The 26675-nt window shown below is 35.5% G+C and carries 22 protein-coding genes and 3 pseudogenes; 8 read left to right on the forward strand and 17 right to left on the reverse strand.

Annotated elements, in window-relative coordinates; translation table 11 throughout:
• Positions 1 to 197 precede the first annotated feature (197 nt).
• On the forward strand, positions 198 to 1166 hold the full coding sequence (trpS, locus tag ACJ5H0_RS10825; RefSeq protein WP_411249531.1) for a tryptophan--tRNA ligase: 969 nt from the start codon (positions 198 to 200) through the stop codon (positions 1164 to 1166).
• 12 nt (positions 1167 to 1178) lie between these two features.
• Here the strand turns inward: trpS and ACJ5H0_RS10830 are convergent, their stop codons facing one another.
• From ACJ5H0_RS10830 to ACJ5H0_RS10865, 8 genes and pseudogenes are all read right to left on the reverse strand, one after another.
• The gene (locus ACJ5H0_RS10830) at positions 1179 to 2465 is read right to left on the reverse strand and encodes a sensor histidine kinase (RefSeq protein WP_411249533.1); all 1287 of its coding nucleotides are present in this window, start codon (positions 2463 to 2465) and stop codon (positions 1179 to 1181) included.
• On the reverse strand, positions 2462 to 3133 hold the full coding sequence (locus tag ACJ5H0_RS10835; RefSeq protein WP_411249535.1) for a response regulator transcription factor: 672 nt from the start codon (positions 3131 to 3133) through the stop codon (positions 2462 to 2464). The genes ACJ5H0_RS10830 and ACJ5H0_RS10835 overlap by 4 nt, the downstream gene beginning before the upstream one ends.
• A 287-nt stretch (positions 3134 to 3420) precedes the next feature.
• The gene (locus tag ACJ5H0_RS10840) at positions 3421 to 3870 is read right to left on the reverse strand and encodes a PepSY-like domain-containing protein (protein WP_411249537.1); all 450 of its coding nucleotides are present in this window, start codon (positions 3868 to 3870) and stop codon (positions 3421 to 3423) included.
• A gap of 85 nt (positions 3871 to 3955) precedes the next feature.
• Positions 3956 to 4652: pseudogene (locus ACJ5H0_RS10845) on the reverse strand (YjjG family noncanonical pyrimidine nucleotidase).
• A 199-nt stretch (positions 4653 to 4851) separates the two neighbouring features.
• Positions 4852 to 5442: an RNA polymerase sigma factor gene (locus ACJ5H0_RS10850; protein WP_089028087.1), complete on the reverse strand. Its 591-nt coding sequence runs from the start codon at positions 5440 to 5442 to the stop codon at positions 4852 to 4854.
• Positions 5443 to 5642: 200 nt separating this feature from the next.
• A complete protein-coding gene (locus ACJ5H0_RS10855) occupies positions 5643 to 6134 on the reverse strand; it encodes a hypothetical protein (protein ID WP_411249540.1) in 492 nt (163 codons plus the stop codon).
• An 86-nt stretch (positions 6135 to 6220) separates the two neighbouring features.
• A complete protein-coding gene (gene metK, locus ACJ5H0_RS10860) occupies positions 6221 to 7501 on the reverse strand; it encodes a methionine adenosyltransferase (protein ID WP_411249542.1) in 1281 nt (426 codons plus the stop codon).
• A 232-nt stretch (positions 7502 to 7733) separates the two neighbouring features.
• Positions 7734 to 8684: a LysR substrate-binding domain-containing protein gene (locus ACJ5H0_RS10865; RefSeq protein ID WP_172281186.1), complete on the reverse strand. Its 951-nt coding sequence runs from the start codon at positions 8682 to 8684 to the stop codon at positions 7734 to 7736.
• Between the two features lie 118 nt (positions 8685 to 8802).
• On the opposite strand from ACJ5H0_RS10865, the gene ACJ5H0_RS10870 reads away from it, so the two are divergent.
• The 5 genes and pseudogenes from ACJ5H0_RS10870 to ACJ5H0_RS10890 all read left to right on the forward strand — a co-directional run bounded on the left by ACJ5H0_RS10870 (position 8803) and on the right by ACJ5H0_RS10890 (position 13062).
• The gene (locus tag ACJ5H0_RS10870; protein ID WP_172281188.1) at positions 8803 to 10290 is read left to right on the forward strand and encodes a catalase; all 1488 of its coding nucleotides are present in this window, start codon (positions 8803 to 8805) and stop codon (positions 10288 to 10290) included.
• A 105-nt stretch (positions 10291 to 10395) separates the two neighbouring features.
• Positions 10396 to 11163 (forward strand): enoyl-CoA hydratase-related protein, encoded by a 768-nt coding sequence (locus tag ACJ5H0_RS10875; protein WP_411249549.1) that lies wholly within the window; start codon positions 10396 to 10398, stop codon positions 11161 to 11163.
• A gap of 42 nt (positions 11164 to 11205) precedes the next feature.
• Positions 11206 to 11628: a deoxycytidylate deaminase gene (locus ACJ5H0_RS10880; RefSeq protein WP_172281192.1), complete on the forward strand. Its 423-nt coding sequence runs from the start codon at positions 11206 to 11208 to the stop codon at positions 11626 to 11628.
• A gap of 5 nt (positions 11629 to 11633) precedes the next feature.
• Positions 11634 to 12546 (forward strand): annotated as a pseudogene (gene xerD / locus ACJ5H0_RS10885) (site-specific tyrosine recombinase XerD).
• Positions 12547 to 12597: 51 nt separating this feature from the next.
• Complete coding sequence (locus tag ACJ5H0_RS10890; RefSeq protein WP_411249555.1) at positions 12598 to 13062, forward strand: NUDIX hydrolase; 465 nt, start codon at positions 12598 to 12600, stop codon at positions 13060 to 13062.
• A 74-nt stretch (positions 13063 to 13136) separates the two neighbouring features.
• Here the strand turns inward: ACJ5H0_RS10890 and ACJ5H0_RS10895 are convergent, their stop codons facing one another.
• The 9 genes and pseudogenes from ACJ5H0_RS10895 to ACJ5H0_RS10935 form a co-directional block, all read right to left on the reverse strand.
• Complete coding sequence (locus tag ACJ5H0_RS10895; RefSeq protein WP_172281198.1) at positions 13137 to 13595, reverse strand: heme-binding domain-containing protein; 459 nt, start codon at positions 13593 to 13595, stop codon at positions 13137 to 13139.
• 7 nt (positions 13596 to 13602) lie between these two features.
• The gene (locus ACJ5H0_RS10900) at positions 13603 to 15306 is read right to left on the reverse strand and encodes an Ig-like domain-containing domain (RefSeq protein WP_411250333.1); all 1704 of its coding nucleotides are present in this window, start codon (positions 15304 to 15306) and stop codon (positions 13603 to 13605) included.
• A 50-nt stretch (positions 15307 to 15356) separates the two neighbouring features.
• On the reverse strand, positions 15357 to 16619 hold the full coding sequence (locus tag ACJ5H0_RS10905) for a serine hydrolase domain-containing protein (RefSeq protein WP_411249559.1): 1263 nt from the start codon (positions 16617 to 16619) through the stop codon (positions 15357 to 15359).
• A 216-nt stretch (positions 16620 to 16835) separates the two neighbouring features.
• On the reverse strand, positions 16836 to 17246 hold the full coding sequence (locus ACJ5H0_RS10910; RefSeq protein WP_411249561.1) for a hypothetical protein: 411 nt from the start codon (positions 17244 to 17246) through the stop codon (positions 16836 to 16838).
• A gap of 334 nt (positions 17247 to 17580) precedes the next feature.
• Positions 17581 to 18516: a 2-hydroxyacid dehydrogenase gene (locus tag ACJ5H0_RS10915; RefSeq protein WP_411249563.1), complete on the reverse strand. Its 936-nt coding sequence runs from the start codon at positions 18514 to 18516 to the stop codon at positions 17581 to 17583.
• A gap of 171 nt (positions 18517 to 18687) precedes the next feature.
• Complete coding sequence (locus ACJ5H0_RS10920; protein WP_172281205.1) at positions 18688 to 19212, reverse strand: acyl-CoA thioesterase; 525 nt, start codon at positions 19210 to 19212, stop codon at positions 18688 to 18690.
• The gene (locus ACJ5H0_RS10925; protein ID WP_411249565.1) at positions 19197 to 19949 is read right to left on the reverse strand and encodes an HU domain-containing protein; all 753 of its coding nucleotides are present in this window, start codon (positions 19947 to 19949) and stop codon (positions 19197 to 19199) included. The genes ACJ5H0_RS10920 and ACJ5H0_RS10925 overlap by 16 nt, the downstream gene beginning before the upstream one ends.
• A 152-nt stretch (positions 19950 to 20101) precedes the next feature.
• Positions 20102 to 22214 (reverse strand): annotated as a pseudogene (locus tag ACJ5H0_RS10930) (TonB-dependent receptor).
• Between the two features lie 209 nt (positions 22215 to 22423).
• Positions 22424 to 23197, reverse strand: a complete 774-nt coding sequence (locus ACJ5H0_RS10935) for a WG repeat-containing protein (RefSeq protein WP_172281210.1) — start codon at positions 23195 to 23197, stop codon at positions 22424 to 22426.
• A 121-nt stretch (positions 23198 to 23318) separates the two neighbouring features.
• Here ACJ5H0_RS10935 and ACJ5H0_RS10940 point away from each other — a divergent pair, with 121 nt between their 5' ends.
• Together ACJ5H0_RS10940 and ACJ5H0_RS10945 are read left to right on the forward strand one after the other, a co-directional pair.
• Positions 23319 to 23462: a hypothetical protein gene (locus ACJ5H0_RS10940; protein ID WP_172281212.1), complete on the forward strand. Its 144-nt coding sequence runs from the start codon at positions 23319 to 23321 to the stop codon at positions 23460 to 23462.
• Between the two features lie 181 nt (positions 23463 to 23643).
• Positions 23644 to 26424, forward strand: a complete 2781-nt coding sequence (locus tag ACJ5H0_RS10945) for a bifunctional aconitate hydratase 2/2-methylisocitrate dehydratase (RefSeq protein WP_172281214.1) — start codon at positions 23644 to 23646, stop codon at positions 26422 to 26424.
• Positions 26425 to 26675: the final 251 nt, after the last annotated feature.

Consider the following 26675-nt stretch of genomic DNA (forward strand, 5'->3'; position numbering starts at 1 on the left):
TTTTAATCTTTTAATCTTTTAATCTTTTAATCTTTTAATCTTTTAATCTTTTAATCTTTTAATCTTTTAATCTTTTAATCTTTTAATCTTTTAATCTTTTAATCTTTTAATCTTTTAATCTTTTAATCTTTTAATTATTATTCCCGCCAAACCTCGTAAATTTGTGGTTCGTTAATTTTTATAAATAATAAAACAAAATGTCAAGAATTCTTACCGGCATTCAAGCCACCGGAACACCGCACCTTGGAAACTTATTGGGTGCTATTATTCCTGCTGTTGAACTATCGAAACAGGAAGGAAATGAATCATTTTTATTCATCGCTAATCTGCATTCATTAACTCAGATAAAGGATGCAAAAGAGCTGAAACAAAACACCTACGAGATTGCTGCGGCTTGGCTTGCTTGTGGGCTGGATACTGAAAAAACATTTTTTTACAGACAGAGTGATATCCCTGAAACCTGTGAACTATCTTGGCATTTATCATGTTTTTTTCCTTATCAGAGATTAACCCTGGCGCATTCATTTAAGGATAAAGCAGACAGGCTTCAGGATGTGAATGCCGGTCTTTTTACTTATCCTATTTTAATGGCTGCAGATATTTTATTGTACGATGCAGAAATAGTTCCAGTAGGAAAGGATCAGCTTCAGCATTTGGAAATTGCCCGGGATGTAGCCTCAAGGTTTAATAATCAGATGGGAGAAGTACTGGTACTTCCTCAGGCCGAACTTCAGGAAAATACAAAATATGTCCCTGGAACAGATGGTCGTAAAATGTCTAAATCCATGGGAAATATTATTAATATTTTCTTACCGGATAAAGAACTGAAAAAACAGGTAATGAGCATTGAAACAGATTCCAAATCATTGGAGGAGCCGAAAGATCCTGAAACCGACAAAGTATTTGCAATTTATCAATTGATTGCAACTCCTAAACAGACAGAGGAGCTAAGAGCAAAATATCTTGCAGGAAACTTCGGATACGGACATGCAAAAACAGAACTTTTAAACCTGATTACCACTCGTTTCCAGAAGGAAAGAGAAACATTTACCTACTATATGACCCACCTCGATGAATTGGAAGCAAAACTTCAGGAAGGTGCTGCAAAAACAAGAGTGATTGCAGTGGAAACCATTAAACGTGTAAGGGAAAGTCTAGGACTTTAATATATAGATATGCTAACTTTTATTCTTTGACAGAATGAAGCTATGCATTCCGTCTTCAAAATCATAAACAATATCCCATCCGGGATATTGTTTTATTATGGTTTTAATGATAGAAAGTCCCAATCCGGTGGAACTGCTGTCCGTGCTTTGCTTATAAAACCTGTTGAAGATTTTCTTTCCATCCAGAGGAATCATTGATCCGGTATTCTGAAAAATCATCCTGTCCTTTTCGGTAATAATATTTAAAATCCCATTTTGATGGTTATACCTGACTGCATTTTTAAGTAAGTTGGAAAGTAAAATATTGGCTAAGTCAGGGCTGAAGATAGTTTCAAATATTTCTTTGTCCAACAGGTTTACTTTAATCTCTTTGTATTCTATAAAATCTTCATAGCTACTGACCAGATCTTTGATCATCGCAGTAAAATTTACATGGGACAACGTACTGAACTGATTGTTCTCAATTTTAGACAGCATAAGCAGTGATTTATTCAGGCTTACCATCCTTCCCAGATCATTCTTGATGTCAGTAAAGAAATTCATATCCTTTTCATCAAACTGATCATTCTGTATTGCCAGATCTATTTTATTGATTGCAATTGCCAAAGGTGTTTGCAATTCGTGAGATGCGTTTTCAATAAACTGTTTTTGTTGATTAAAGGCGAGTTCGTTACGATCAATCATTTCGTTGATCTCTCTATCCAGCTCTTCAAACTCTTTGATGGAATAGTTTGGAGACTCTTTATCAGAAGAAATCCCAAACTGATATTTTTTTAGCTTATCCAGAATACGGTAAAAAGGCTTCATCGCTTTGTGAAGCAAAAATCCGTTGATCCCGATAATACTTACTACCAATAACAGATACAAAACAATCAGAGCTGTTGTAAGATCATATACCAGCTCATCTTCTTCTACCGTGGACGTTCGGATGGTCAATTTCTGATACTTTCCAAACTGGTCTATAAAATCTGTCTCAAGAACTCTGTAAGGCTGCTCTTCATCATCGTATTCCATGTAATACATCTTATTAAAAAGCCTGTTCTTTTCCTGATGCTCTGCTGCAGAAATAGGATTGATCTTAAATTCATTAAAACCAAACTCATTATTCTTTAACAAGTGCTCATCCAGATATACTGCCTTAATAATCTGTATTTTTCTGTTTTTCAATCCATCATCAACATTATCATACACTTCGTCCAGAATATAGGCGTAAAATAATGCCGCCCACACTGCAATGATCAATAGCAGAATGGTTATCAGGTATTTTATGGTATAATATTTCAGAGAAACTTTCATCATACAAATTTATACCCTATTCCGTAAACCGACTGAAAATCAGCTTCAGCGCCTAACGCTTTGAGCTTTTTACGAAGGTTTTTTATCTGTGAATAAATAAAATCCAGGCTATCCGCCTGATCAATATAATCGCCCCATATTGCTTCTGCAAGCATTGTTTTTTGTAATGTTTTTTCAGGATGTATCACGAAATAATACAAAAGATCATACTCCTTACGGTTAAGGATCAATTCTTCATTACCTATCTTTACTTTTCTGTTGTCAGGATCCACAAATATGTTTTTATAAGTGATTATATTCTCTCCATCCTGATTTTTCCTTCTGATGACCGATTTAATCCGGGCCATCAATTCTGCCAGGTGAAAAGGCTTGGCAAGGTAATCATCTGCCCCTATTTCCAATCCGCTTACTTTATCGTCGACAGAATCTTTTGCAGAAAGGATGATTACAGGATCTTTTTTGTGCATACTTTTAATTTCTTTAAGAAGATCCATGCCACTTCCGTCTGGCAGCATAATATCCAGGAGAATACAGTCATATTCATATGAAATGATTTTATCCAAACCTGAACTGTAGTCACAAGCGGACTCTACTATAAAGTGCTGTGCTTCAAGAAAGCTTTGCACAGTATTTCTTAATTCCGCCTCATCTTCAACAAGTAAAATTTTCATAGTAAGTATTATTCTGACTTTCTGATCAAATATATAAAATTATAACCTCCTGTTCCCGGGAGGCCATAATTTATCAAGATTAAAAATTATTTGTGATAGAACTACCATCTACATGAAAACTAAGCGTTTGCCCATTCAGCAGATGGATTTTGTATTTATTCTTTATATCTTTTACCGATTCAATGATCATACATGGATGGTATATAGTAAGAAAAGTAAGTATATTTCTTCGGCTTTCTTTGTTGATTATATTCCAATTTACCATAACATAAAAATTTAAAATAGTATTAGTCATCAATCTTACTAAAATTCCCATTTTTGTCGAATTTCAGGTCAACGCCATTGGATAGTTCAGCTTTATAAGACCATCTTTCTTTTTCAATTTTTATAATCGAAGTGTTTGGAAAACTTTTAACAACATAATTTCTTATACCTGCAGGAATAAAGCCATACGGGAGCTTCTGATGCTTACCATCCACTTCCTTCCAGTTTCCCTGGCTGTCAAACTCTATTTTCACACCGTTGGAAAGGTATACTTTGTATTCGTCTACTCCATATATTTCACGGTCCTCTATAACAGAACCTACTGCAATACCTTTAAAATTTCCTGCCAGAAACTTCTTTGCTGCTATAGGTAATTGATTGGGGCTGATTGCTCTATCCTGTGCAAATATGAAACCTGCTGATAAAACTAAGATAAAGGTTAGTAAGCTGGTGATTTTCTTTAAACTTTTCATAATATAAAATTTTATTCATTTATTATGAAGCAAAATTCTATATTAATTTAGGAAAGAATTAGGAAAAAAATGTAAGCAGCAAATTTTAAAGATATTCTTTGATTTGAAGAAGATGCTTAATGGTCTTTACATTTTCTTCTGTCCGGTTTTCGTTCAGGACATCAAAGAAAATAATATCCATTCCAAAATTCATGGCTCCTACCGCATCTGCAATCCAATCATCCCCTATCAAGATACTTTCTTCCTTATTCGCATGTGCACGACCTAAAGAATACTCAAAAATTTCAGGATTAGGTTTCCTCACCCCTACTGCATCAGCACTGGTGATCGTATTAAAATAATGATCAATCCCTGAAAGTATACATTTTCTTTCCGTGACTTCCTTAAAGCCATTGGAAATAATGTGCATTGTATATTCTTTTGATTTTAGATAATCAAGAACATACAAAGCTCCCTCTACCAGTTCATTGTGATTAAGAATTTTATCCAGAAAGTGTTCTTCAAAATAATCTGACAACTGCTCATCTTCAACTCCAAAATGTTTAAAAGTATTAAGAAAACGGTGTTTTCTTAAATATTCTTTACCTATTATGCCGTCTCTGATTTTTTCCCATAAGCTCTCATTGATTTCATGATACACTTCATGAAATTCCTCGAAATCTATATTGTATTTGAGTGTTATTTCCTGCTTTTCGAAAAGATCCCTGATGGTAAGGTAAGCGTTCTTGCGATGATCCCAAAGCGTATTGTCCAGGTCAAAAAAAAATGTGCTGAATTTTCATACAGCACAAAATTAATACTTTAATTTTTAGAGATCGAATAATTTTTATCTTTGATTTTTACTATTCCAAGATTTTTTGAAAAGTTGAGTAGAAAATCAACAGTTTGTTTTTTTGGTTTCAAAGTTTTCACTTTTAAGGAATCATTTTTTTTTCATAGGCGAAACATGTTTATCCTTAAAACGGGAATTTTTTATAATTATTATCTGGTAAGGATAATATTATTCTCTTCCATGATTTTTCTCAGGTTGATCAGCGCATACCTTACACGTCCCAATGTAGTGTTAATGCTCATATCCGTGTGATCTGCAATCTCTTTAAAGCTCAACCCATCAAAAAATCTTAACTTAATAACCTCTTGCTGATTCTGAGGCAGGTATTGCAGCATTCGCAATAAATCTTCCTGAATCTGATTAGTCACTAATTGATCTTCAATATTTTCTGAAGGCTCTCTGATTAAATCGAAAATAGAATATTCGTCAGTTTCAAAAGTTGTTTCCGAAACCTTGATATTTTTCGATTTCAATCTGAAATGGTCAATAATAAGATTATAGGCAATTCTTTTAGCCCAAAGAATAAATTTTCCTTCTTCGTTATAACGTCCTTCTTTCAACATCACGATGATTTTCATGAATGTATCCTGGAAAACATCATTAGCTAGGTCTTCATCATTAATTTTGTAAAAAATGAATGTAAACAATTCTCTCTGATGACGATGAATAAGAGTTGATAAAGCTCCTTCGTCTCCTTTTTGGTAAAGGGAAATTAATACGCAATCCGATTTTGATTTCATGACTTTCTTCTCAATATAATATATATTTGCCGACAGTTTTTCTTCCAGATATTTTATCTGGTTTTAGCTGTAAATACAAAACAGTTTTTCAGAGTAAAGTCCAATCAATAAGCAGTTCGTTTATTTATGGATGTAAATATAATAAAATTTTAATAACTGTTAACCTATTATTAATATTTAGAAAAAATTTTTAAAAAAAATCACTTAAACATATCATGAATGAAGACAGTTGGGATATTTAATGTAAAATTTACATTCACTCCTTTTAGCTGTTTTCCGTTCAATTCAGCGTCTCCAAAGGGAAAAGCATACCCTGCAGTTAAATCCAGCAGCCCGAATAAAGTAACCCCTACTTTGGGTGCAATATATTTATTGGTCCCTTCAACTCCTGCTAAAAAATAATAAGAGTGATAAAAATCTACATTTTTTTCAAAATTAAGCAAGACATCTGCCTGAATTTTGGGCATGATGGCAAATTTAGAATTAGTGGAACCCATTAATGCGGAAGCTCCTAATCTGTAAATAACATCGTCATTCTTAAGGAAAAGTAATTTTCCACCCAATTCTCCGAAGCTTTGGTTTTGATATGTATATCCAACACTAATCATTTTGTGCATGGTATATTGTGCACTTGCGTAGGTGGATAAAAAAAATACGGATACAACCGTTATTACCCATCGGAAATTCATCATCTTTTTATTTATTTAAGGTGTAAAATTAAAAAAAAACTGCCTTATCTTGTTAAAGATAAAGCAGTATAAATATCTTAAAGAAAAAATTAAATACCAAATGCTGTTTTAATCTCTTCTACTTTGTCTAATTTCTCCCAGGTGAAGAATTCCAGGTCTTTAAGCGTAAGCTCATTTTTATGACCTTTATTAAACGTTTTATCAGCAATGTAATGTTCTTTACCCATATGTCCGTAAGAAGCTGTTTCCTGATAAATAGGGTTTCTTAATTTCAGATTTTCTTCAATTGCGTAAGGTCTCAGATCGAAGATTGCAGAAACTTTCTTCGCAATTTCCCCATCATGAAGATCTACTTTTGAAGTCCCATATGTATTGATATAAAGACCACAAGGCTCAGCAACACCAATTGCATAAGAAACCTGCACCAATACTTCATCTGCAACACCTGCAGCTACAAGGTTTTTAGCAATATGCCTTGTTGCGTAAGCAGCACTTCTGTCTACTTTTGAAGGGTCTTTTCCGGAAAATGCCCCACCTCCGTGAGCTCCTTTTCCACCGTATGTATCCACAATGATCTTTCTACCTGTAAGACCAGTATCACCATGAGGACCACCGATTACAAATTTCCCGGTAGGATTGATGTGATATTTGATCTGATTGTTGAATAAAGCTTTGATTTCCTCCGGCTGTTGAGCCACTACTCTTGGGATCAGGATATTTTTGATATCCTCACGAATCTTGTTCAACATTTCTTCTTCGGATCCGAAGTCATCATGTTGAGTAGATACCACGATTGAGTCAATTCTTACCGGTTTATGATCGTCAGAATATTCAATAGTAACCTGGCTTTTAGCATCAGGACGTAAATAAGTAATTTCTTTATTTTCTCTTCTTACTGCAGAAAGTTCTTTTAGAATAGTATGCGCAAGGTCAAGTGCCAAAGGCATATAATTAGCGGTCTCATTAGTAGCATAGCCAAACATCATTCCCTGGTCTCCTGCACCTTGTGCATTAGCCTTGCTTTCAAAAGTCTCATCTGCTACTTTTCTATCAACCCCCTGATTGATATCCGGTGATTGCTCATGGATCGCAGAGATTACCCCGCAAGAGTCTCCATTGAACATATACTCTCCTTTTGTATAACCTATTCCATTGATTACTTCTCTGGCAATGGTCTGAACATCAAGATAAGCATCCGACTTAACCTCTCCTGCCAATACTACCTGTCCGGTAGTAACAAGTGTTTCACACGCTACTTTTGAGGATTTATCGTATGCTAGAAAATGATCAATCAAAGCGTCAGAAATCTGATCCGCAATTTTATCAGGATGCCCTTCTGAAACGGATTCAGATGTAAATAAATAAGACATATTATTCTTTGTTTTATTAAATTAAAAATATGAGGAATAACGTGAATAATTGCATGGAAAGCTCAAAAAGAATACTGTTTTAGCTTTTTTTTATAGAGGTTGCAATCAGGTCAAATTTTTCCTCGTTTGTAAACAGGGCAAAGTTAAGGACTATTTTTCAATAGCCAAAACTTTTAAGAAATAATTATAAATTTCTTGAAACAAGCGATTTATCCCGATTGAGTATAAAAAACTATTGTGGTTTTATGCTTACGAAATCTTTTGGACTTTCATTATAATTAAGTCTTTCTTTTAAAGAAGACTGGATTGAAGAAGACAATTCGTCAATAATCTTTTGTTTGAAAGTCGGTTTGTAATAAATGATGCTTATTTCCCTGTAAGGGAAAGGCTTCTTAAATCTGAAAACTTTACCTTTCTGCTCTTCAGAAAGCTGGCTTAAAGCCAATTCCGGCAGAATACTTATTCCTCCTACCTTATCAACCATATGAACCAGCGTCTGGATGTTGGAAGCAAGGAAGTCAAGATTTTTTGGCTTGAGTGTATTTTCTTTCAGATGACAAATGTTTTCAAACTGATTTCTCAAACAGTTACCTTCTTCCAGAAGCCATACTTTTTCAACATTAAGCTCCTCAGGAATAATATAGGAATTCTTTTTATTAGCTTGTGTATCGGAGCTGTAGATCATCAGCTCTTCATTGAACAGAAAATCCTGATAGAATTCATCCGCCGTATCATACGGAGTCGAAATAATTCCAGCATCCAGTTCCCCAGCCTTTAAAGCTTTGATAATACTGTCTGTTGTCATTTCCTTCACGTTCATCTGAATTTTCGGATTCTCATCAAGGAATTTGAAAATTTCTGTAGGTAAAATGAAGGAAGATACTGTAGGAATAATTCCCAGGTTAATTGTTCCTCCTAAAATGTTATTAAGCAGGTTTGCTTTATTTCTCAGCTCATTGACAGATTCTATAATCACCTTCGCCTGATCAATGATCTGAAGCCCTACATCTGTGGTACGGATCGGGTGCGTAGTCCTGTCGAACACCTTTACATCCAGTTCATCCTCAAATTTCTGTATCATCGCACTTAGTGTAGGCTGCGTAATGAAGCATGCTTGAGCTGCTTTCCCAAAATGTTTGTACTTATCTACAGCGATAAGATACTCCAATTGCTGAATGTTCATCTGATTAATATTATCTATTACAAAGATATGATGTTTTTGCTATAAGCAATTAAAAATTCAAGTAAATTTGATAATTCTTACATCCAAAAACACAACAAATAAATCAAATCTTAACTATATGGATTCTAAAAAATTAACATTAAGCAGCGGTGCTCCGTACTTTGAGCATCAGGATTCTCAGACGGTAGGTCCCAGAGGTCCTGTCCTATTGCAGGACTTTATTCTTCAGGAAAACCTTGCCCATTTCGTAAGAGAAAGAATTCCCGAAAGAATTGTTCATGCAAAAGGAAGCGGCGCTTATGGAACATTCACCGTAACACACGATATTAGTAAATATACCAAAGCAAAATTATTTTCGAAGGTGGGAAACTCCTGCAGAATGTTTGCAAGGTTTTCTACCGTAGGTGGTGAGAAAGGAAGCGCGGATACCGCAAGAGACCCGAGAGGTTTTGCATTAAAATTTTACACTGAAGATGGAAACTGGGATCTTGTAGGTAATAATACTCCTGTGTTTTTTATTAAAGATGCCAAAAAATTCCCTGATTTTATTCATACTCAAAAAAGAGTGCCGAAAACAAATTTAAAGAGTGCCACAATGATGTGGGATTTTTGGAGCCTGAATCCTGAATCCCTTCACCAGGTTCTGATCTTAATGTCCGACAGAGGTACGCCTCATGGTTACAGGCATATGCACGGATTCGGATCCCATACCTTCTCTATGATTAATGCAAACAATGAAAGAGTTTGGGTAAAATTCCATTTCAAAACAAAACAGGGAATTAAAAACTTCAACAATGAGGAAGCCGTAAAGATGGCTGGTGAAAATCCAGACTTTGCGCAGGAAGATCTTTGTAATGCTATAGAAAATGGTGATTTCCCGAAATGGACCTTATACATCCAGGTAATGACTGAAGAGCAGGCAAAAGATTTCAGATGGAATCCTTTTGATGTAACCAAGGTTTGGTTCCAGAATGACTTCCCTCTAATTGAGGTTGGAGAAATGGAACTGAATGAAGTACCTGTTAATTATTTTGCACATGTAGAACAATCCACATTTTCCCCTAGCAATCTGATCAATGGAATTAGTTTTTCTCCGGATAAAATGCTTCAGGGAAGATTATTCTCATATCCCGATGCTCACAGATACAGAGTAGGAGTAAATGCTCATCAGCTGGAAGTGAACCGTTGCCCTTTTGCTACCAACAATTACCAGAGAGATGGTTTTATGGCTGACTCCAGTGAATATGCTGATAAGCCTAACTACCATCCTAACAGCTTTGATGACATCAAGCCGGATCCTTCTTATAAAGGTTATGATTATGAACTTGATAGCGCTCATGTAGCTTTCTACAACAGAAATGAAAATGATGATGATCATTATACACAACCCGGGCTGCTTTATACAAAAGCAATGAATACTGAAGACCGGGAACGCCTTGTCCATAATATTGTGGGAAGCATGAAGGGGATTGACGGACCAAAGAGAGATGAAATCATAAATCGTCAGCTGTGTCATTTTTTCAGAGCGAATATTGAACTTGGCATGAAAGTAGCATCACAGCTAAATATCAATATCGATAGCAATATGATGAATCACATCAAATAAGCAAACAAAATAATATTTCAACAAAAAAGGAAAAAATATCAACTTTTTTTCCTTTTTTTTGTAAAAAAATGATAATTTGCAAGGGTTAGTATTTAAAGTGGAAAAATGAGTTACGAAAATATATTATTAAAAAAAGAAGATAAATTAGCTATTATTACAATAAACAGACCTGAAAGTCTCAATGCACTAAACGCTAAAACCATCCAGGAAATAAGTTCAGCTTTAGACGACCTGGATTTGGACAAGTCTTGCAGGGTGATTATTCTTACAGGAAGTGGTGAGAAATCTTTCGTTGCAGGAGCAGACATCAAAGAATTCAGTGATTTCGGACAGGAAAAGGCTGAAGAATTGGCAAAAAACGGTCAAAATTCTCTTTTTAATAAAATAGAAAATCTCTCTAAACCAGTCATTGCAGCAGTCAATGGCTTTGCTTTAGGTGGAGGTTTAGAGCTTGCTATGGCATGCCATATCAGATATGCTTCGGAAAATGCTAAATTAGGACTTCCGGAAGTAACCTTAGGACTGATTCCTGGTTATGGAGGAACGCAAAGACTTCCAAAGCTTGTCGGAAAAGGTATTGCCAACGAAATGATCTTCTCAGCTAAAATGATTCCCGCTCAAAGAGCCAAAGAAATCGGATTGGTGAACGAAGTATATCCTATTGAAGACTTATTAACCAAAACAAAGGAACTAGCAAACGTTATTGCCTTCAATTCACCCATGGCAATTTCCAAGGCTATTCATGCAGTGAATTTATCGGATACGGATAAAGGCTTTGATACTGAGATTAAGTATTTTGGCGAGCTTTTTGAACTAGCTGATAAACAAGAGGGAGTAAGTGCTTTTCTGGAAAAAAGAAAGCCTAACTTCTAAGATTATTTTTACAAATTATTTCGAAAAAAACAATGCTGCGGTATGAATAAGTTTGATAAAGCTTATCTAAAAATGGCTCAGGAATGGGCAAAACTTTCCTACTGTAAAAGAAAACAAGTAGGAGCTCTTATCGTAAAAGATAGGATGATTATTTCAGATGGTTATAACGGAACTCCTTCGGGATTCGAGAATTGTTGTGAAGATGCAGAGGGAAAAACACATTGGTATGTATTGCATGCAGAAGCAAATGCTATATTAAAATTAGCTGCTTCTACCCAATCTGCAAAAGGAGCAACGCTGTATTTAACGCTTTCTCCATGTAAAGAGTGCAGCAAGCTAATTTTACAGGCTGGGATTACAAGACTGGTATATATCAATGAGTATTCGGATGACGATGGGATATCATTCCTTAAAAACCATAATATTGAAATAGAACAAATTTCTGATTGTGAACTAAAAAAATAACACAAATGACTTGGGATGAAAAAATTAAAGATTTTGAAATCTTTCTTCGTTTCGAAAGAAATTTTTCAGAAAACACTCTAGACGCTTATGTTAGAGACATTAAAAAATTAAAGGAGTACGCTGAGGAAGACCTCGACAACATCGGACCGGATGTGATCGGATACGATAATTTACAGGAGTATATCTTCAATCTTTCCAAACAAAAATTCAGTGAGCGGTCGCAGGCCAGATGGATATCTTCTATCAAGGCTTTTTTCAAGTTCCTTCTGGAGGATGAAGCCCGTGAGGATAATCCGGCAGCATTGCTTGAAGGCCCTAAATTGGGATTATACCTTCCCGATACACTAAGCCTTATGGATATCAACAAGATTATCGGAGCCATTGAAGTGAACTCGGATCTGGGAAGAAGAAATCAGTGTATTGTAGAAGTACTTTATGGTTGTGGACTTCGGGTATCAGAACTTATTGATCTGAAAATTTCAAACATTAATTTTAAAGAAAATTACATTAAGGTGAACGGGAAGGGAAATAAAACCCGTTTCGTTCCTTTGGCTGATTACACTGCTGAATTATTGAACAGTTACATCAAAGAGGTGCGTTCTAAAAACAAGATCAACAAGAAGTATGAAGATTCATTATTCCTGAACAGCAGAGGAACTTCCATGTCCAGAGTGATTGTATTTCTTATTATTAAAGAACTCACGGATAAAGCCGGTGTAAGTAAAAAAAATATCCCCACATACCTTCAGACATTCATTTGCTACACATTTACTACAAAACGGAGCTGACTTAAGATATATTCAGGAAATGCTTGGTCATTCAAGCATTACGACAACTGAAATTTATACTCATTTAAAAACCGAAGAACTACGGGATGTCATTTTAAATTACCATCCCCGAAATATTAATATTGCTTAATGAAATTATTGAAATATTGTCCAAACTGTGGCAAAGAATCTCTACACTGGGATGGCGAAAAAAAAATGGAGCTGCCCACTATGCAATTTCACTTTATATAACAATGTAGCAGGAGCTGTGGCTGTTGTTATAAGATATGGTGATGAAATTTACCTGACAAGAAGAAACCGGGATCCTAAAAAAGGAAAGCTGGACCTAGCAGGTGGTTTTGTTGACCCGAAAGAAAGTGCAGAAGAAACCTGTAAAAGAGAACTTTTTGAAGAGCTACAGCTGAATATCGATATTTCAAATTTAAAATACCTTACCAGCCTACCTAATATCTATCAATATAAAGAGATCGACTACAATACGATCGATTTGTTTTATGAATACCGCGTGGATAAAAAATTCGAAGTAAACATTGAATTATCCGAAATATCGGAAGCACAGTGGATTCCACTAAAAGATATTAAACTGGAGGATATTGCTTTTGATTCTCAGAAAATATTTTTTAAGCAATACTTAAACAATCTATAATTACACAATTTAAAATATTGATAGCAGGGCCAAAGCTCTGCTATTATTATTTTACGACGCTACAAACCAGCGTATCAGTAAGTTTTTGATTTCAGCATTTCCTCGAAATAATTGATCAGCAGTTTTCGCTCTGCTTCAGATAAATTAGCCTCCTTATGATACACAATATATCCGGGCATCGGCATTGTCCTGCTTTGAAGTGTTGGAATAATACTGTTAAGCATACTTATCTTCAAATCTGAATTGTAAGTTTGCCAGATCGAAAAGTTCAGATGCTCTCTTCCATCATTAACATGGCTTTTTATAGACCATGATATAGGCGCTATATAAGAATACTTAGGATATACCGTTTCGTTGGAATGACAGTCATAGCAAGCTCCTTTTATAAGTTTAGTGATCTTTTCGGGTGTTTGTTTTGCATCTACAAAATTTACCTTATGATCAACGGGCATATTGGTCCTGTCTATAGGGATAAACTGAATGAGTGCAAAAACAACCAGGCTCCAGAATACAATCTTCTTTATCGTTTTCATACGTTCTCTATCTCACAGGTTGCAATACGGAATTACCGGACTTAAGTGCAGGATTATCCTTTTCAACAGGCTTTTCAACAACCGGTTTAGGAATATTTAATCCTTTTGTATCCAGCACTCTTGTATCCTTTAAATCCCATTCTTCATTGCTGTCCCATAAAGGTCTTACAACAACAGCTTTATAGAAAATATAAGAGTCTTCCGCAAACACGTCGTTCTGAAAGTCTGCTTCATCCCAATATTTATTATCATTGTTGTCAACCAGAACCCTTACAACATAATCTCCGGGTTTCAGAATATCGAATTTAACAGCGTCCCCCTTTGTATATTTCTGGTAAACCACTTTTTCAGATGTATCCAATAGCTGAAGCCAATAATTCGAAGCGGGGGCATTTTGGAGCTTGAATGCAAGGCTGCCGTAGTTCTCTACCTTATCTGCCTCAAAGTCAAACCGTTTTGATGTTGGGTTTTTATCATAGAATGACAGAACAGTTGTTTTAGGAACAACCAGCTGATATTTTTTTCCCGGAACAAAATCGGATTGAATCAGGATCTGATACGGATTGGTTTCGGAAATTTTTGCCGTGAAGTTCTGAGTCGTTAAACTATCACTTTTCAATACCCATTTATCCGTATTTATTTTATCAATGATGTAATTGGAAGTAATCCTGAAATCTGTTTTAGGAGGTAAAAGAGATCCGTCATTGTTGTCAAGGGTCATTCCGTTTTTCGCATTGTATTTATAAAAGACAGAAACCGTATCTTTTTTATTATCAGCATCATAACTAAACTTCAAATTTTCAGTAGTCGTCTGTCCTACATTGCTTTTCACCGCATCAAACCATATCTTTACAGAATCCGATTTAGGTCTGTGTGTTACTTTTATATCCTGAAGCTTATCGTTAATAGAAAGAACCTTTACATTATCCGGCTTTCCTTCAAACGTCATTGTGATACCTCCCGGTGTTTCCTTCATCTCTACATACTTCAATGGTTTTCTCGATGGATATACTTTTAAGTTCAATCCCGAAATGGATTTTTCAAAGTCGATAGGCTCTTTCTGAAATCCTACTTTTTCTTTTCCGGGATCATACATGGAATTACCATTTTCATCTTCAAAGGCAATGATCTTGTATTTCCCCGGCGACAAATAATTAAGCTCATAATAGCCATCGTCATCTACCTTTGTGATATAGTAAGGTTTTTGTTTATAATTCATGGTATCCTGAACCTTGTATAAACCTACAACCATTTTATTTTCTGTGCTTGTTTCCTTTTTAAAGGATATTGCATCTCTTACATCACCACTGATATAAAGATCATCCAGTTTCTCACCCGTAGAAAAAGCAAAGTTGAAATAACGAAGTGTGTTAGACTCATTATTATCTACTATAGAATTTCCAAAATTAAAATTATAAGTGGTATTGGCTTGTAAGGTATCTTCCCACTGGATCAAAAGATATTTATTGGCAATATTCGAAGGTAAGATCCGCTTGATTTTTTTAATAGGCGGAGAGATGATTAAATTTTTGTTGATATCTTTCAGCGTTACATATTCATCAAAATCGATACGAAGTTCTTTAATATCTCTTCGAACATTGACTCTGGTTGTATCTATATTTGAGCTTAAAAACTTTGGAGCCAGCGTATCTTTAGGACCTCCTACCGGAGAACCTACTCTTGCACAGGACTGTACAAGAAAACCAATAATGAATAGTAAAAAAAAGTCTTTTCATGAATATGTTTAAGCAAAAGTAAACATTATTCTCCAAAAACTTCATGTCCATTTTTTAAAGAATCCTGATTATCGTTCATGACACTATGCAGCTTGTCTTTTTGCACAGGAAAATCTTCAAATAATCCGGATAATGCCAATGCTGTATACACCCTGTTGGAATATTTGTTTCCAATAGCAACAATGGTCACCTTTGAATTTAACAAATGAGCAAAAACAGAATTCGTTCCATGCCACCATCCGTTGTGATAGGTAAGCTTCTCTCCGTTATCAAAAATCTTCATCCGGAAACCTAATCCGTAATTATTCATTCCGGCTTTTTCATTACTGTAAGGTGTAAAAACCATCTGCATAAGTTCCGGCTTTAAGAAATCCTTGGAAAACATTGCTTTTGAAAAATTAAAAAGATCCCTTGGAGTAGTATATACATTCTTGTCTCCATAAATAAGGTCAAGTCTGTCCAAAGGATATAACTTACCTCGTCCATAATAAAAGGACTGTGCAGCGGTAGGTATATCTTTTTCCTGAAAAATATAGGTATTCTTCATTTTAAGAGGATCAAATACCATTTCCTTCATTGCCTGAGGAAACGGGGTTTTTGTAATCTTCTCAATCAACAATGCCAATAAAGCAAAATTTGTATTGCAATACATAAAACCAGTATCTGTGTCTCTTGCCAGTTCAGGTTTATATTTGATGATCATATTCAATACATCCTGATTGGTCATGAATGTTTTGGAAAGCTCAACGGGAGCCGGTTGAATTTTAGTAATAAAATATTCGTATTTGGGCAGGCCGCTTCTCTGCGATAACAAGTTCTGAACGGTTACATTCGGATAAGGAAATCCAGGGAAATATTGTGTTAAATGATCAGACAATTTTATTTTTCCTGCCTCAATTAACTTCATCATCGCCATCGCCGTCATCGTCTTTGAAACAGAAGCAACATGAAGAGGTGTATTTTTATCAATAGGCATTTGATTCCCTTCTCTTCCAAAACCTCTGTAATTTTCATATAGAATGTCATCTCCTTTAGCAACAAGTATTCCACCACTTAAGTCACCGGCATCCCATACTTTTTTATAATACTGATCAATATATTGTACCAGAGAAGCTTTATTAGGCAATTGATCATCTGCTTTTGTAAAAACCTTGCTCAGGTCCACATTTCCGTAGTTGGGTAGGTTAGTAGTATTTTCTGCTACAGCTTCTTTAGTTTCGGATTTATTCTTACAGGAAAACAAAAATGCAAAAGCAGCTAAAAAAAGGACAAAATTATGCTTCTTCATGAGTATCAAAAATGAGCGGCAATTTAATAAAACTCAAAATAAATATTGACTCCTCAATACGAATTATGAATTATTTAACAGTATCGTTAAAAAAAAATAAACTGCATTACACAGTTTATTCTTAATTGAGCCATTTTTAAAGTAAATAGTTTGTGTTCTTTGATATTTTTATCACGGGCAATATCACTGAAAAATGAGTAGCCCATAACAATCTTATTATTCTTTCAGCACCTTAAAAGTACAGAATTTAACTCCTGTACCAGAAAGATTATCTATGATCACTTTATTTCCATCTGTCCCTTTAATAACTAATTTAGACACAACTCCTTCACTTGTCGTACAGTGAAAGGTGCCATCTCTAAATTCGTAAGTTCCGGAAAATGTTCCATTAGGTGCAGAAGTTGAAAATGTCTGATCTTCATTAAACTGAATATACCAGCCCTTACCATCAGCTGGTAAAAATTGTTCTCCCAGCCTTGGTATCGAATACTCTTTAACAATCCACTTTCCCTGATAATTCGATTGTATCGCACTTGTTTCTTGATTTGATATGGTATCATTACTCTCAACAGTGCAAAAATTGAAAGAAAATAAGACTAATACCATCGGTAAAAATAACTTTTTCATAATCTGTATTTTGGTTAATTCGCTGTAATTATTAAACAAAATGACTCAATTCAATTAATAATTTAAGTTAGAATAGCATAATAAAAATAAATTATTTATATTCAACTAGCTGATTATCAGAAACTTAAATTAATATTCACTAATGTAGTTATTTTTTTCAAGGAGGTCACTAATTATACAGCTATTTGAAAAGCCATTGTGAAAAATCTGTAAAAATCGTGTAGCCATGGACATATGACAGCCTATGATATTTGTCAGTTTTATTCTTTTTACAGTATATTGATAATAAAAAAGTGCTATCAATTGATAGCACTTTTTTATTATTGTTTTACTCTTAACCAGCGAACCTAGCGACAATCTTATCCACAATAACCTGGGCCAATTTTTCTTTGCTTTGATGCGTCCATCCCGCTATATGCGGTGTTACAATTACTTTTTCTGATTCCAGCAGATATTGCAGGTCTTCATTTTCCCCTGCCTCTAAGTTTTCAAAAGAAGATTTCTCATACTCTAATACGTCAAGACATGCCCCTTTTACTTTCCCAGCTTTTAAAGCCTCAACTAAACTTTTCGTTTCTATATTTTTCCCTCTTGCCGTATTTATAAAATAGAAATCATTTTTCATATCGGAAATGAACGGCCCATCGATCAGATAATAAGATTCGTCGGTCAAGGGAATATGTAAGCTTAAAACTTCAGCCCTTTCCTTCAGGTCTTTTAAAGAAACCTGTGTAGCGTATTCATCAGAAAGACCGGGTAAAATATCATGGAAAATCACAGTACAGCCAAAACCGGAAAGTCTTTTAGCAGTCGCCTTCCCCATATTTCCATAACCAATCAGCCCAACAGTTTTCCCTAGCAATTCATCACCTCTGTTTTCTTCGCGCAGCCAAATTCCGTTTTTCACTTCCTGGGAAGCTATAAACAGGCGATTCATAAGAATCAGTAACATTCCTACAACATGCTCTGCCACGGAATCCCTGTTTCCTTCCGGAGAGTTAATCAGCTGAATTCCCAACTTTTCAGCGGCGGGAATATCAATATTCTCCATTCCTGCTCCTACTCTTGCAATGAACTTCAGCTTTTTCCCTTTTTCAAGGAAGTGCTTATCCAAAGGAATCCTGCTTCTTATAATCACACCGTCATAATGATGAATTTTTTTACAAACCTCATCATAAGAAGACGTAAAGTCTTCTTCCAGGATAAAATTTTTTGCGAGAAGCTGCTCCGTGATAAGGGGATGATTTTTATCTAAAAGAAGGATTTTCATAATATTTAAACACTGATGACACAAATTTTATTAACCAATAACACCAATTAGAATCACTGTGTATGCAATTCCGGATATTTCATTCTCAGAAATACCTGCTTTCATAATTTTTGATCATATGTTGGCAAAAATCATTGGTGAAGTTTGTACCAACCACTTGTTTACTCGTATTTATTTCGGTTCCTGGAAAAGCTTTTTAAGCTCCACTGATTCCAGAGGTTTCATTCTACCGGAAAGAATCAATGAAAGTTCTTTTCTACGAAAAGCAGCAGCAAACCTTTCTTTTTCTTCTTCTGTTTCAGGAACCATTTCAGGAATAGGAATCGGACGATTAAATTCATCCACTGCAACAAACGTATAAATACCTGCATTGGTATGCATTTTCTTTTGATTGATGGGATCATCCAACCAAACATCAACATACACCTCCATGGAAGTAGAAAATGCCCTTGAAACTTTTGATTCCAGAACAACGACTCCACCTTCAGGAATAGGATGATTGAAAGAAACATGGTTTACGGATGCTGTCACTACTCTTCTTTCACAATGTCTTGCAGCCGAAATTGAGGCACAACGATCCATTTTTGCCAAAAGCTCTCCACCAAAAAGGTTTCTTAAAGAATTTGTTTCATTGGGAAGAACAATATTAGTCATAATCGTCAGGGATTCCGACGCCTTTTTTATTTTTTTTGCCATGTTGCCTTAGTGTTGTTTTGAGTGTTTTTAAGGTTTGCTCCTTTTTCAATCTGCTTTGGTAAAGAATCTTTTTTCAGGGAATCTAAAGTTTTCATCTGAACAGAATCTTTTTTAATCTTTACCGTGTCTTTTACTATTCTTCTTGTTTTTGTCTGTACAGAAACACTATCGAATGATTTTTTCCCAAACAATAGTTCTTGCTGTGAGAATGCTACATACAAAATTCCTAAAACAGGAATAATGAACAGAAAGATCCAAAGAATGGATTTATTAAATTTATAATCGCTCTCTTTATTTTCTGAAACCAAAGGCTTCTGTGCACTATTAATATCCGAAAGCCTGATCTCTTCCAGGCCATAATATTCAGGATGGTTGGACTCCAGTCTTTTTCCTTTGAAATGGGCCTCACCATCTTCAATAAAAATTGTTCCCAGATTCTGAATTTCCAAAATCTGATCCGCCTGGAGTTTTTTCTTCCAGAAATCAGTCTGAATTTGCAATTCATTCTGTGCAGACTCAATTGAAATTTGTTTTTGACTACTTATAAAGGATACCAGTTCTTCTGATTCCACCTCATAATCTGATGCAAAGGCTATCTGACTGGAGGGAGGAAGTATACTTCCGTTTTCAGAATTAATAATCGCTTTTGAGTTCTCCAGAGAAAACACGCCAAACGCTGGAACTGTAACAGAACCAAATTGTTTCAGATATTCTAGAATGTAAGCTGAAATATTCATCTGGCAGCAAATTTATAACTTTTTCAGGACTTTTTATGACATTTATTTGGATAAAAAAAGACTGCCTGAGCAGCCTTATCATGTATAATTTCCAAGTTTAGATGTCTTTTTTGCATATTTCAAAAAAAACAGCAACTATTTTTACATTATTCTTATTGTATTTTCCAACTTATTCCAAACATAAAATTAATTCCCGCTTGTGAAAAATAATACGGCTCACCGCCATACACAGCACCGTTATTGACATATTTTTTATTGAAAATATTATTAACCAAAAGCTTTAAAGCAATATCATTGTTGGCAATCCTGAGCTGATATTGTGCATTAAAATCGGTAAGAAAGTAATCCTTAAGCTGTAAATTCGGATCTTCAGTGTTATCAAGATATTGTTTTCCGACATATTGATTCATCAATGAAAACTGGAAATTTTTATCAGGATTAAATTTTAATCCCAGATTAGCAACAACATCTGGAGAGAACGAGATCTGTGTATTTCCCAATTCTTTAACAACCGCTTTATCTTCTATTTTAAAGTCCTGGTTCCTGTTTTGACTTAAACTAACATTCCCTGAAATCTCCCATTGCTTTGAAACTTTTGCGACTGCCCCTATCTCGATACCTCTCCTATAGCTTTCACCCGAATTTGTACGGATAAAAGCTCCAACATTATTCAGTTCTCCGTTAAGCACCAGCTGATTTACATAATACATATAATACAAATTAGCCGTCAATGAAATAATACCAAGCTGTTTTTCAAACCCTGCTTCGAAATCATGAAGCTTTTCAGCTTTTACTTCATTATTGGCAATAAGATCGTCCCGGTTCGGTTCCCGTTGAGCATGTGCATAGGATAAAAATATTTTACCATTTCCTATTCTGTAGTTTATCCCTGCTTTCGGATTGAAGAACAACCAGTTTTTCTTGATATTAGCACCTTCATCATCACCTTCCAATAAAATCTTTGTATCGTAGTCAATATTTCTAAGCTGCAAATCTCCAAAGAACTCAAAATCATTGACCCTAAACAAAGCTTTTGCAAATCCTGCCACCTCATTTTTTACCGAACGCCCTCTGTAATACTCATGCTCATCAATAGGAAAGAACACACCCGTCACATTCCCATAATGTCTTCCATAGTACTGATTTGCCACGGCACCGAAATTAAGATCCAGGTTTTCGTATTTTCCGTAAAGGGTTGAAACAATTCCGTAAAAATCATTGTTCAGCCATTTCTTTCTGATAAAATCTGATGTTTCTATGGTCTGCCCTCCTTCTATGATATTGGGTAAATTATACCTTGAAAACGGATCTCCCTGCTTATAATTTTCATAATACCCTTTTCCTTTGGTATAATGCAAAGTTGTCTCTAAATTCCAATGATCACTAAACCCCTGTTCCCATAATAACTGATAATGATTTTGCCTGTAGTTATCAGTTTCATTATTGTAAAAACCTGTGATATTCCCATCAGCGCCATAAATTGCACCTGAATAATTAAACTTCGGATCTGTCTCCCATGTTTTCCTGTCTATCCCGTTCCAGGCCTGATATGTTTTCTCCTTCCCTCCAAAAGCCATCAGACGAACCCTTGTTTTTCCTTCTTCAAATAAGGCAGTGAAATTATAAGAATCTAATCTTGATGAAGCCCTGTCAATATATCCGTCAGAACTGATGTGGGTATACCTACCCATTAATGACAGACGATTATTCCAAAACTTTCCGGAACCTACCTCAGCAGAATATTTATAGGTATTAAAAGACCCGTAACTGTCATCTGTTTTTACATAAAACTTATCTTCCGGATCTTTGGATATAACATTGATACTCGCACCGAAAGCCGAAACCCCATTATTGGAAGTTCCTACTCCTCTTTGAATCACAATCTGTGATGCCGAGCTTGTCAAATCCGGGACATTCACAAAAAAAAGTACCCTGGCTCTCCGAATCGTTAAACGGAACTCCATTCATCATAACATTTATTCCCCTTCCTGCAACTCCACGAATTCTAAAACCAGTATATCCCACCCCGTTTCCGGCATCTGAAGTGGAAATTACAGAAGTCTGATTTTTTAAAAGTATGGGAAGATCCTGTCCGAGGTTCCTGCTGTCCAGGTCTCTTTGTACATTAATGATCTCCTTTGCAACGGGAAGTCTCCTGGTAAAATTAACCGCTTCAATTTCCTTGATTTTTAAGGAATCTGTATTTTGGGTTTGGGAAAAAGCCATTGAACTGGCAGTAAGCCCTAAAAAAAATAATCCTTTCATTCTATAAATTTTAAAATTTAATGAATAAAAGGGGATCAATAAGATATTATACAATTCCGGCAAAAGCCAGAGCGTCCCTAAACAGCATTACCTGTTCCAGGTTCAGTGGGTATAATCTCAGCCTGTAAAAGCACCCCTTTATTTCAGCCGCGAAATTACAAAAAATATATGAGATTGGGAGGCATGTGGATACCTGGGGCTCACATTTCTTAGTACGCTTTATTCTTCGAATCTATATAATAATAGTTTGTTCCATCTTTTGTTACTTCAAACATCTTTCCCAATTTCCAACTGAAATTTCTTTTAATATTGGAATACTCAAAAGGGATCACAATTTTATTATGAACATCAATTACTCCAAAGCGGTCATTATGAGAAGCGACGATCATAGGATCAGAAACATCATCTCCTTCCATGATATGCAGATATTCATATTGAGGATAGATCTGATATTCTCTGTAATCAGCAGCATTCATAAATTTTGAAGGTTCAATAATTCCGTAAAAGCCATTTAAAATATAGGCCTGATATTGTTGCTGTTTAAATTCCATCTTACATTGTCCCAGATCGGAATTTTTGTACTGATATACTCTTTTTCCGGTCTGATCTATTCTATAAGAAATCAGATCTTTTTCAACTGTAGCATATTCTTTTGTTCCGAATTTTCTGACCTTTTCATTAGGGGAATACAGTAAATTACAGTCTTCAGCAAAAAAAACAGCTATATGGTATTCAGGCTGAATAATGAATTTTCCTTTTTGGTTGACATAACCGAATTTGCCATCCTTCTTTTGTGGAATCAGAACAGGAATCTCGTCATTAATAACAACCAGATCCGGATTGATTTTTGGTTCGGATGCTTTTTTAACAACCGCTTTGGAAACTTTTTTAACCGGATATTTTTTCACAGATTTAGCCTGTGAAAAAACAAAAATCGAAATAAAAAGGGATAGCAGACCCATTACATTTTTCACTTTCATCATTTATTTTTTGCAAAAGTACAGCCAAAATAGAAAATATAAAAATCATATTTATAAAGAATCTAAATAATTTCATCCTTATAAAATATTAAAAATTCGTACTTTTGGGAGCATTTTTAAATGTTTGATAATTTTAAAACGTCTTTGGAATACAAGATTTGATATTGACATGATCAGAAAGTTTTCCAACGTTACAAAGAGAGTTTTTGCGGCAAGACAGACTACAGGTAAGCCATTTACACTTTTCGATAAGGTCCTTTATACTTAGCTTTGGCATGAAACATTATCTTTCATTTTATAAAAGCAATGTAGATTGTACTTATTTTAACTGGTCCGTGTTACATATCAAAATGCAAAGCTCAAAAACGGCATATTATGGTTTAATTCTGACTGGTAAGGAAAAGTGGCGTTATCAATCTACCTTTAATTAATATCGAAAAGACTTCTATATGAATAATTATAAGGATTACATCAAAGAGATTGAGGAAAGAAAAAACCAGGGGCTTCATCCAAAGCCGATTGATGGTGCAGAATTGCTAAGCGAAATCATCGCACAAATTAAAGACCCGGCTAATGCAGACCGAGCAGATTCTCTTAAGTTTTTCATCTACAATACCCTTCCGGGAACGACCAGTGCAGCAGGTGTTAAAGCAAAATTTTTAAAAGAAATCATTCTGGGCGAATCTGTGGTAGAGGAGATATCACCTGCATTTGCTTTTGAGCTTCTATCTCACATGAAAGGTGGTCCTTCGATTGAAGTACTCCTTGATCTTGCTTTAGGAAATGATATTTCTATCGCAAAAGAAGCAGCAAACGTTCTTAAAACACAGGTTTTCCTATATGACGCAGATACCAACCGTCTGAAAGAAGCATTCAATAATGGTAATGAAATCGCACAGGAAATTGTTGAAAGCTATGCAAAAGCTGAGTTTTTCACAAAATTACCAGAAATTGCTGACGAAATCAAGATTGTTACTTATATTGCCGGTGAAGGTGACATCTCAACAGACTTACTTTCTCCGGGTAACCAGGCTCACTCCAGATCTGACCGTGAGCTTCATGGTAAGTGTATGATCACTCCTCAGGCACAAGAAGAAATCAAAGCTCTGCAGGCACAGCATCCTGACAAAAGCGTAATGCTTATTGCAGAAAAAGGTACTATGGGTGTAGGTTCTTCAAGAATGTCCGGAGTAAATAATGTGGCTTTATGGACAGGTAAGCAGGCAAGTCCATATGTACCGTTTGTAAATATTGCCCCGATTGTTGGAGGTACAAATGGTATTTCTCCCATATTCCTTACAACCGTAGATGTTACAGGAGGTATAGGTATCGACCTTAAAAACTGGGTGAAAAAACTGGATGAAAATGGCAATCCTCTTCGTAATGAAAATGGAGAGCCGATTCTTGAGGAAGCCTATTCTGTAGCTACAGGAACTGTACTTACAATCAACATTAAAGAGAAAAAGTTATATAAAGGTGATCAGGAGCTTATTGATATTTCGAAAGCTCTCACACCTCAGAAAATGGAGTTTATTAAAGCCGGAGGCTCATATGCCATTGTTTTTGGTAAAAAACTTCAAACATTCGCTGCACAACTTTTAGGAATAGAAACTCCTCTTGTTTTTGCTCCTTCAAAAGAAATTTCCCATGAAGGGCAAGGCCTTACGGCAGTAGAAAAAATATTCAACAGAAATGCTGTTGGAACAACACCAGGTAAAGTATTACACGCAGGTTCTGATGTTCGTGTACAGGTAAATATCGTTGGATCACAAGATACAACAGGTCTTATGACCTCTCAGGAACTTGAGTCGATGGCGGCTACAGTGATCTCTCCGGTAGTAGATGGTGCATACCAATCAGGATGTCATACCGCTTCAGTATGGGATAAAAAAGCTCAGGCAAACATCCCTAAACTTATGAAGTTCATGAACGAGTTCGGATTGATTACAGCCCGTGATCCTAAAGGTGAATATCATGCAATGACGGATGTAATTCATAAAGTTCTTAATGATATCACGGTAGACGAATGGGCAATTATCATCGGTGGTGATTCCCACACGAGGATGTCTAAAGGTGTTGCTTTCGGAGCTGACTCCGGAACAGTAGCCCTTGCCTTAGCCACAGGTGAAGCATCTATGCCGATTCCTGAATCTGTAAAAGTTACCTTTAAAGGAAACATGAAAGAACACATGGATTTCCGTGATGTGGTCCATGCAACACAAGCTCAGATGTTGAAACAATTCGGTGGAGAAAATGTGTTCCAGGGTAGAATTATTGAAGTCCACATCGGAACTCTTCCTGCTGATCAAGCATTTACCTTTACAGACTGGACTGCTGAAATGAAAGCAAAAGCATCCATCAACATTTCTGAAGACAATACTCTGATCGAATCATTGGAAATCGCAAAAAGCAGAATCCAGATTATGATCGATAAAGGAATGGATAATAAAAATCAGGTTCTTCAGGGATTGATCAATAAAGCAAACAAAAGAATTGCAGAGATCAGATCCGGGGAAAAACCAGCTTTAACTCCTGATGCGAATGCTAAATATTACGCTGAAGTTGTTGTAGATCTTGATGTTATTGTAGAGCCGATGATCGCTGACCCTGACGTAAACAATGAAGACGTTTCCAAAAGATATACACATGATACCATCAGAGCTCTTTCTTATTACGGAGGAGAGAAAAAGGTAGATCTTGGATTTGTAGGATCATGTATGGTTCATAAAGGAGATTTAAAAATTGTTTCCCAAATGCTAAGAAACCTTGAAAAACAGCAAGGTAAAGTAGAATTTAATGCTCCTCTTGTAGTAGCTGCTCCCACTTATAACATCATTGATGAACTTAAAGCTGAAGGGGATTGGGAACTACTGGAAAAATATTCTGCCTTCGAATTTGATGATAATGCTCCTAAGGGAGAAGCCCGTGTAGAATATAAAAACGTAATGTATCTTGAACGTCCGGGATGTAACCTTTGCATGGGTAATCAGGAAAAAGCAGCTAAAGGAGATACTGTACTGGCAACTTCTACCCGTCTTTTCCAGGGAAGAGTAGTTGAAGATTCAGAACGTAAAAAAGGAGAATCCCTGCTTGCATCAACACCTGTTGTCGTTCTATCTTCTATCATTGGAAGAATTCCTAATATAGATGAATATAAAGCTGCAGTTGAAGGTATTGACCTTACTAAATTTGCTCCACCTATTAAAGAACTTGTTCAGGTTGGTCATTAAGAGCTTGAAATAATAAGTCGAAGGACTCTTTTATATGATAATTTAAGAAAGGTTTTAATCTATTGGATTGAAACCTTTCTTTTTTTATTTAGAATCTTTCCATTTAAGAGTGAATAGAATTATTTTAACCTAGGTCAACAACTCAAAATTTATTTTTTCCTTAACTTGATAGGTATTAAAAATAGTAATGATTCATCTTATTTATGCCATTTTTGGAAGGTAGGAATAGTATTTGATGATTTGCACTCGAA

Source organism: Chryseobacterium proteolyticum (genome assembly GCF_046591535.1).
In the GTDB taxonomy this organism is placed as follows: Bacteria; Bacteroidota; Bacteroidia; order Flavobacteriales; family Weeksellaceae; genus Chryseobacterium; species Chryseobacterium proteolyticum.

What these genes read in the sequence shown, in the direction of transcription:
- ACJ5H0_RS10935 (WP_172281210.1), bottom strand. Translation starts at nt 23,197, where the DNA reads ATGATGAAAGTGAAAAATGTAATGGGTCTGCTATCCCTTTTTATTTCG.
- ACJ5H0_RS10905 (WP_411249559.1), bottom strand. Translation starts at nt 16,619, where the DNA reads ATGAAGAAGCATAATTTTGTCCTTTTTTTAGCTGCTTTTGCATTTTTG.
- ACJ5H0_RS10840 (WP_411249537.1), bottom strand. Translation starts at nt 3,870, where the DNA reads ATGAAAAGTTTAAAGAAAATCACCAGCTTACTAACCTTTATCTTAGTT.
- ACJ5H0_RS10890 (WP_411249555.1), top strand. Translation starts at nt 12,598, where the DNA reads ATGGCGAAAAAAAAATGGAGCTGCCCACTATGCAATTTCACTTTATAT.
- trpS (WP_411249531.1), top strand. Translation starts at nt 198, where the DNA reads ATGTCAAGAATTCTTACCGGCATTCAAGCCACCGGAACACCGCACCTT.
- ACJ5H0_RS10895 (WP_172281198.1), bottom strand. Translation starts at nt 13,595, where the DNA reads ATGAAAACGATAAAGAAGATTGTATTCTGGAGCCTGGTTGTTTTTGCA.
- ACJ5H0_RS10910 (WP_411249561.1), bottom strand. Translation starts at nt 17,246, where the DNA reads ATGAAAAAGTTATTTTTACCGATGGTATTAGTCTTATTTTCTTTCAAT.
- ACJ5H0_RS10915 (WP_411249563.1), bottom strand. Translation starts at nt 18,516, where the DNA reads ATGAAAATCCTTCTTTTAGATAAAAATCATCCCCTTATCACGGAGCAG.
- ACJ5H0_RS10870 (WP_172281188.1), top strand. Translation starts at nt 8,803, where the DNA reads ATGGATTCTAAAAAATTAACATTAAGCAGCGGTGCTCCGTACTTTGAG.
- ACJ5H0_RS10835 (WP_411249535.1), bottom strand. Translation starts at nt 3,133, where the DNA reads ATGAAAATTTTACTTGTTGAAGATGAGGCGGAATTAAGAAATACTGTG.
- ACJ5H0_RS10865 (WP_172281186.1), bottom strand. Translation starts at nt 8,684, where the DNA reads ATGAACATTCAGCAATTGGAGTATCTTATCGCTGTAGATAAGTACAAA.
- ACJ5H0_RS10855 (WP_411249540.1), bottom strand. Translation starts at nt 6,134, where the DNA reads ATGATGAATTTCCGATGGGTAATAACGGTTGTATCCGTATTTTTTTTA.
- ACJ5H0_RS10925 (WP_411249565.1), bottom strand. Translation starts at nt 19,949, where the DNA reads ATGAATATTTCAGCTTACATTCTAGAATATCTGAAACAATTTGGTTCT.
- ACJ5H0_RS10880 (WP_172281192.1), top strand. Translation starts at nt 11,206, where the DNA reads ATGAATAAGTTTGATAAAGCTTATCTAAAAATGGCTCAGGAATGGGCA.
- metK (WP_411249542.1), bottom strand. Translation starts at nt 7,501, where the DNA reads ATGTCTTATTTATTTACATCTGAATCCGTTTCAGAAGGGCATCCTGAT.
- ACJ5H0_RS10920 (WP_172281205.1), bottom strand. Translation starts at nt 19,212, where the DNA reads ATGGCAAAAAAAATAAAAAAGGCGTCGGAATCCCTGACGATTATGACT.
- ACJ5H0_RS10850 (WP_089028087.1), bottom strand. Translation starts at nt 5,442, where the DNA reads ATGAAATCAAAATCGGATTGCGTATTAATTTCCCTTTACCAAAAAGGA.
- ACJ5H0_RS10875 (WP_411249549.1), top strand. Translation starts at nt 10,396, where the DNA reads ATGAGTTACGAAAATATATTATTAAAAAAAGAAGATAAATTAGCTATT.
- ACJ5H0_RS10830 (WP_411249533.1), bottom strand. Translation starts at nt 2,465, where the DNA reads ATGATGAAAGTTTCTCTGAAATATTATACCATAAAATACCTGATAACC.
- ACJ5H0_RS10945 (WP_172281214.1), top strand. Translation starts at nt 23,644, where the DNA reads ATGAATAATTATAAGGATTACATCAAAGAGATTGAGGAAAGAAAAAAC.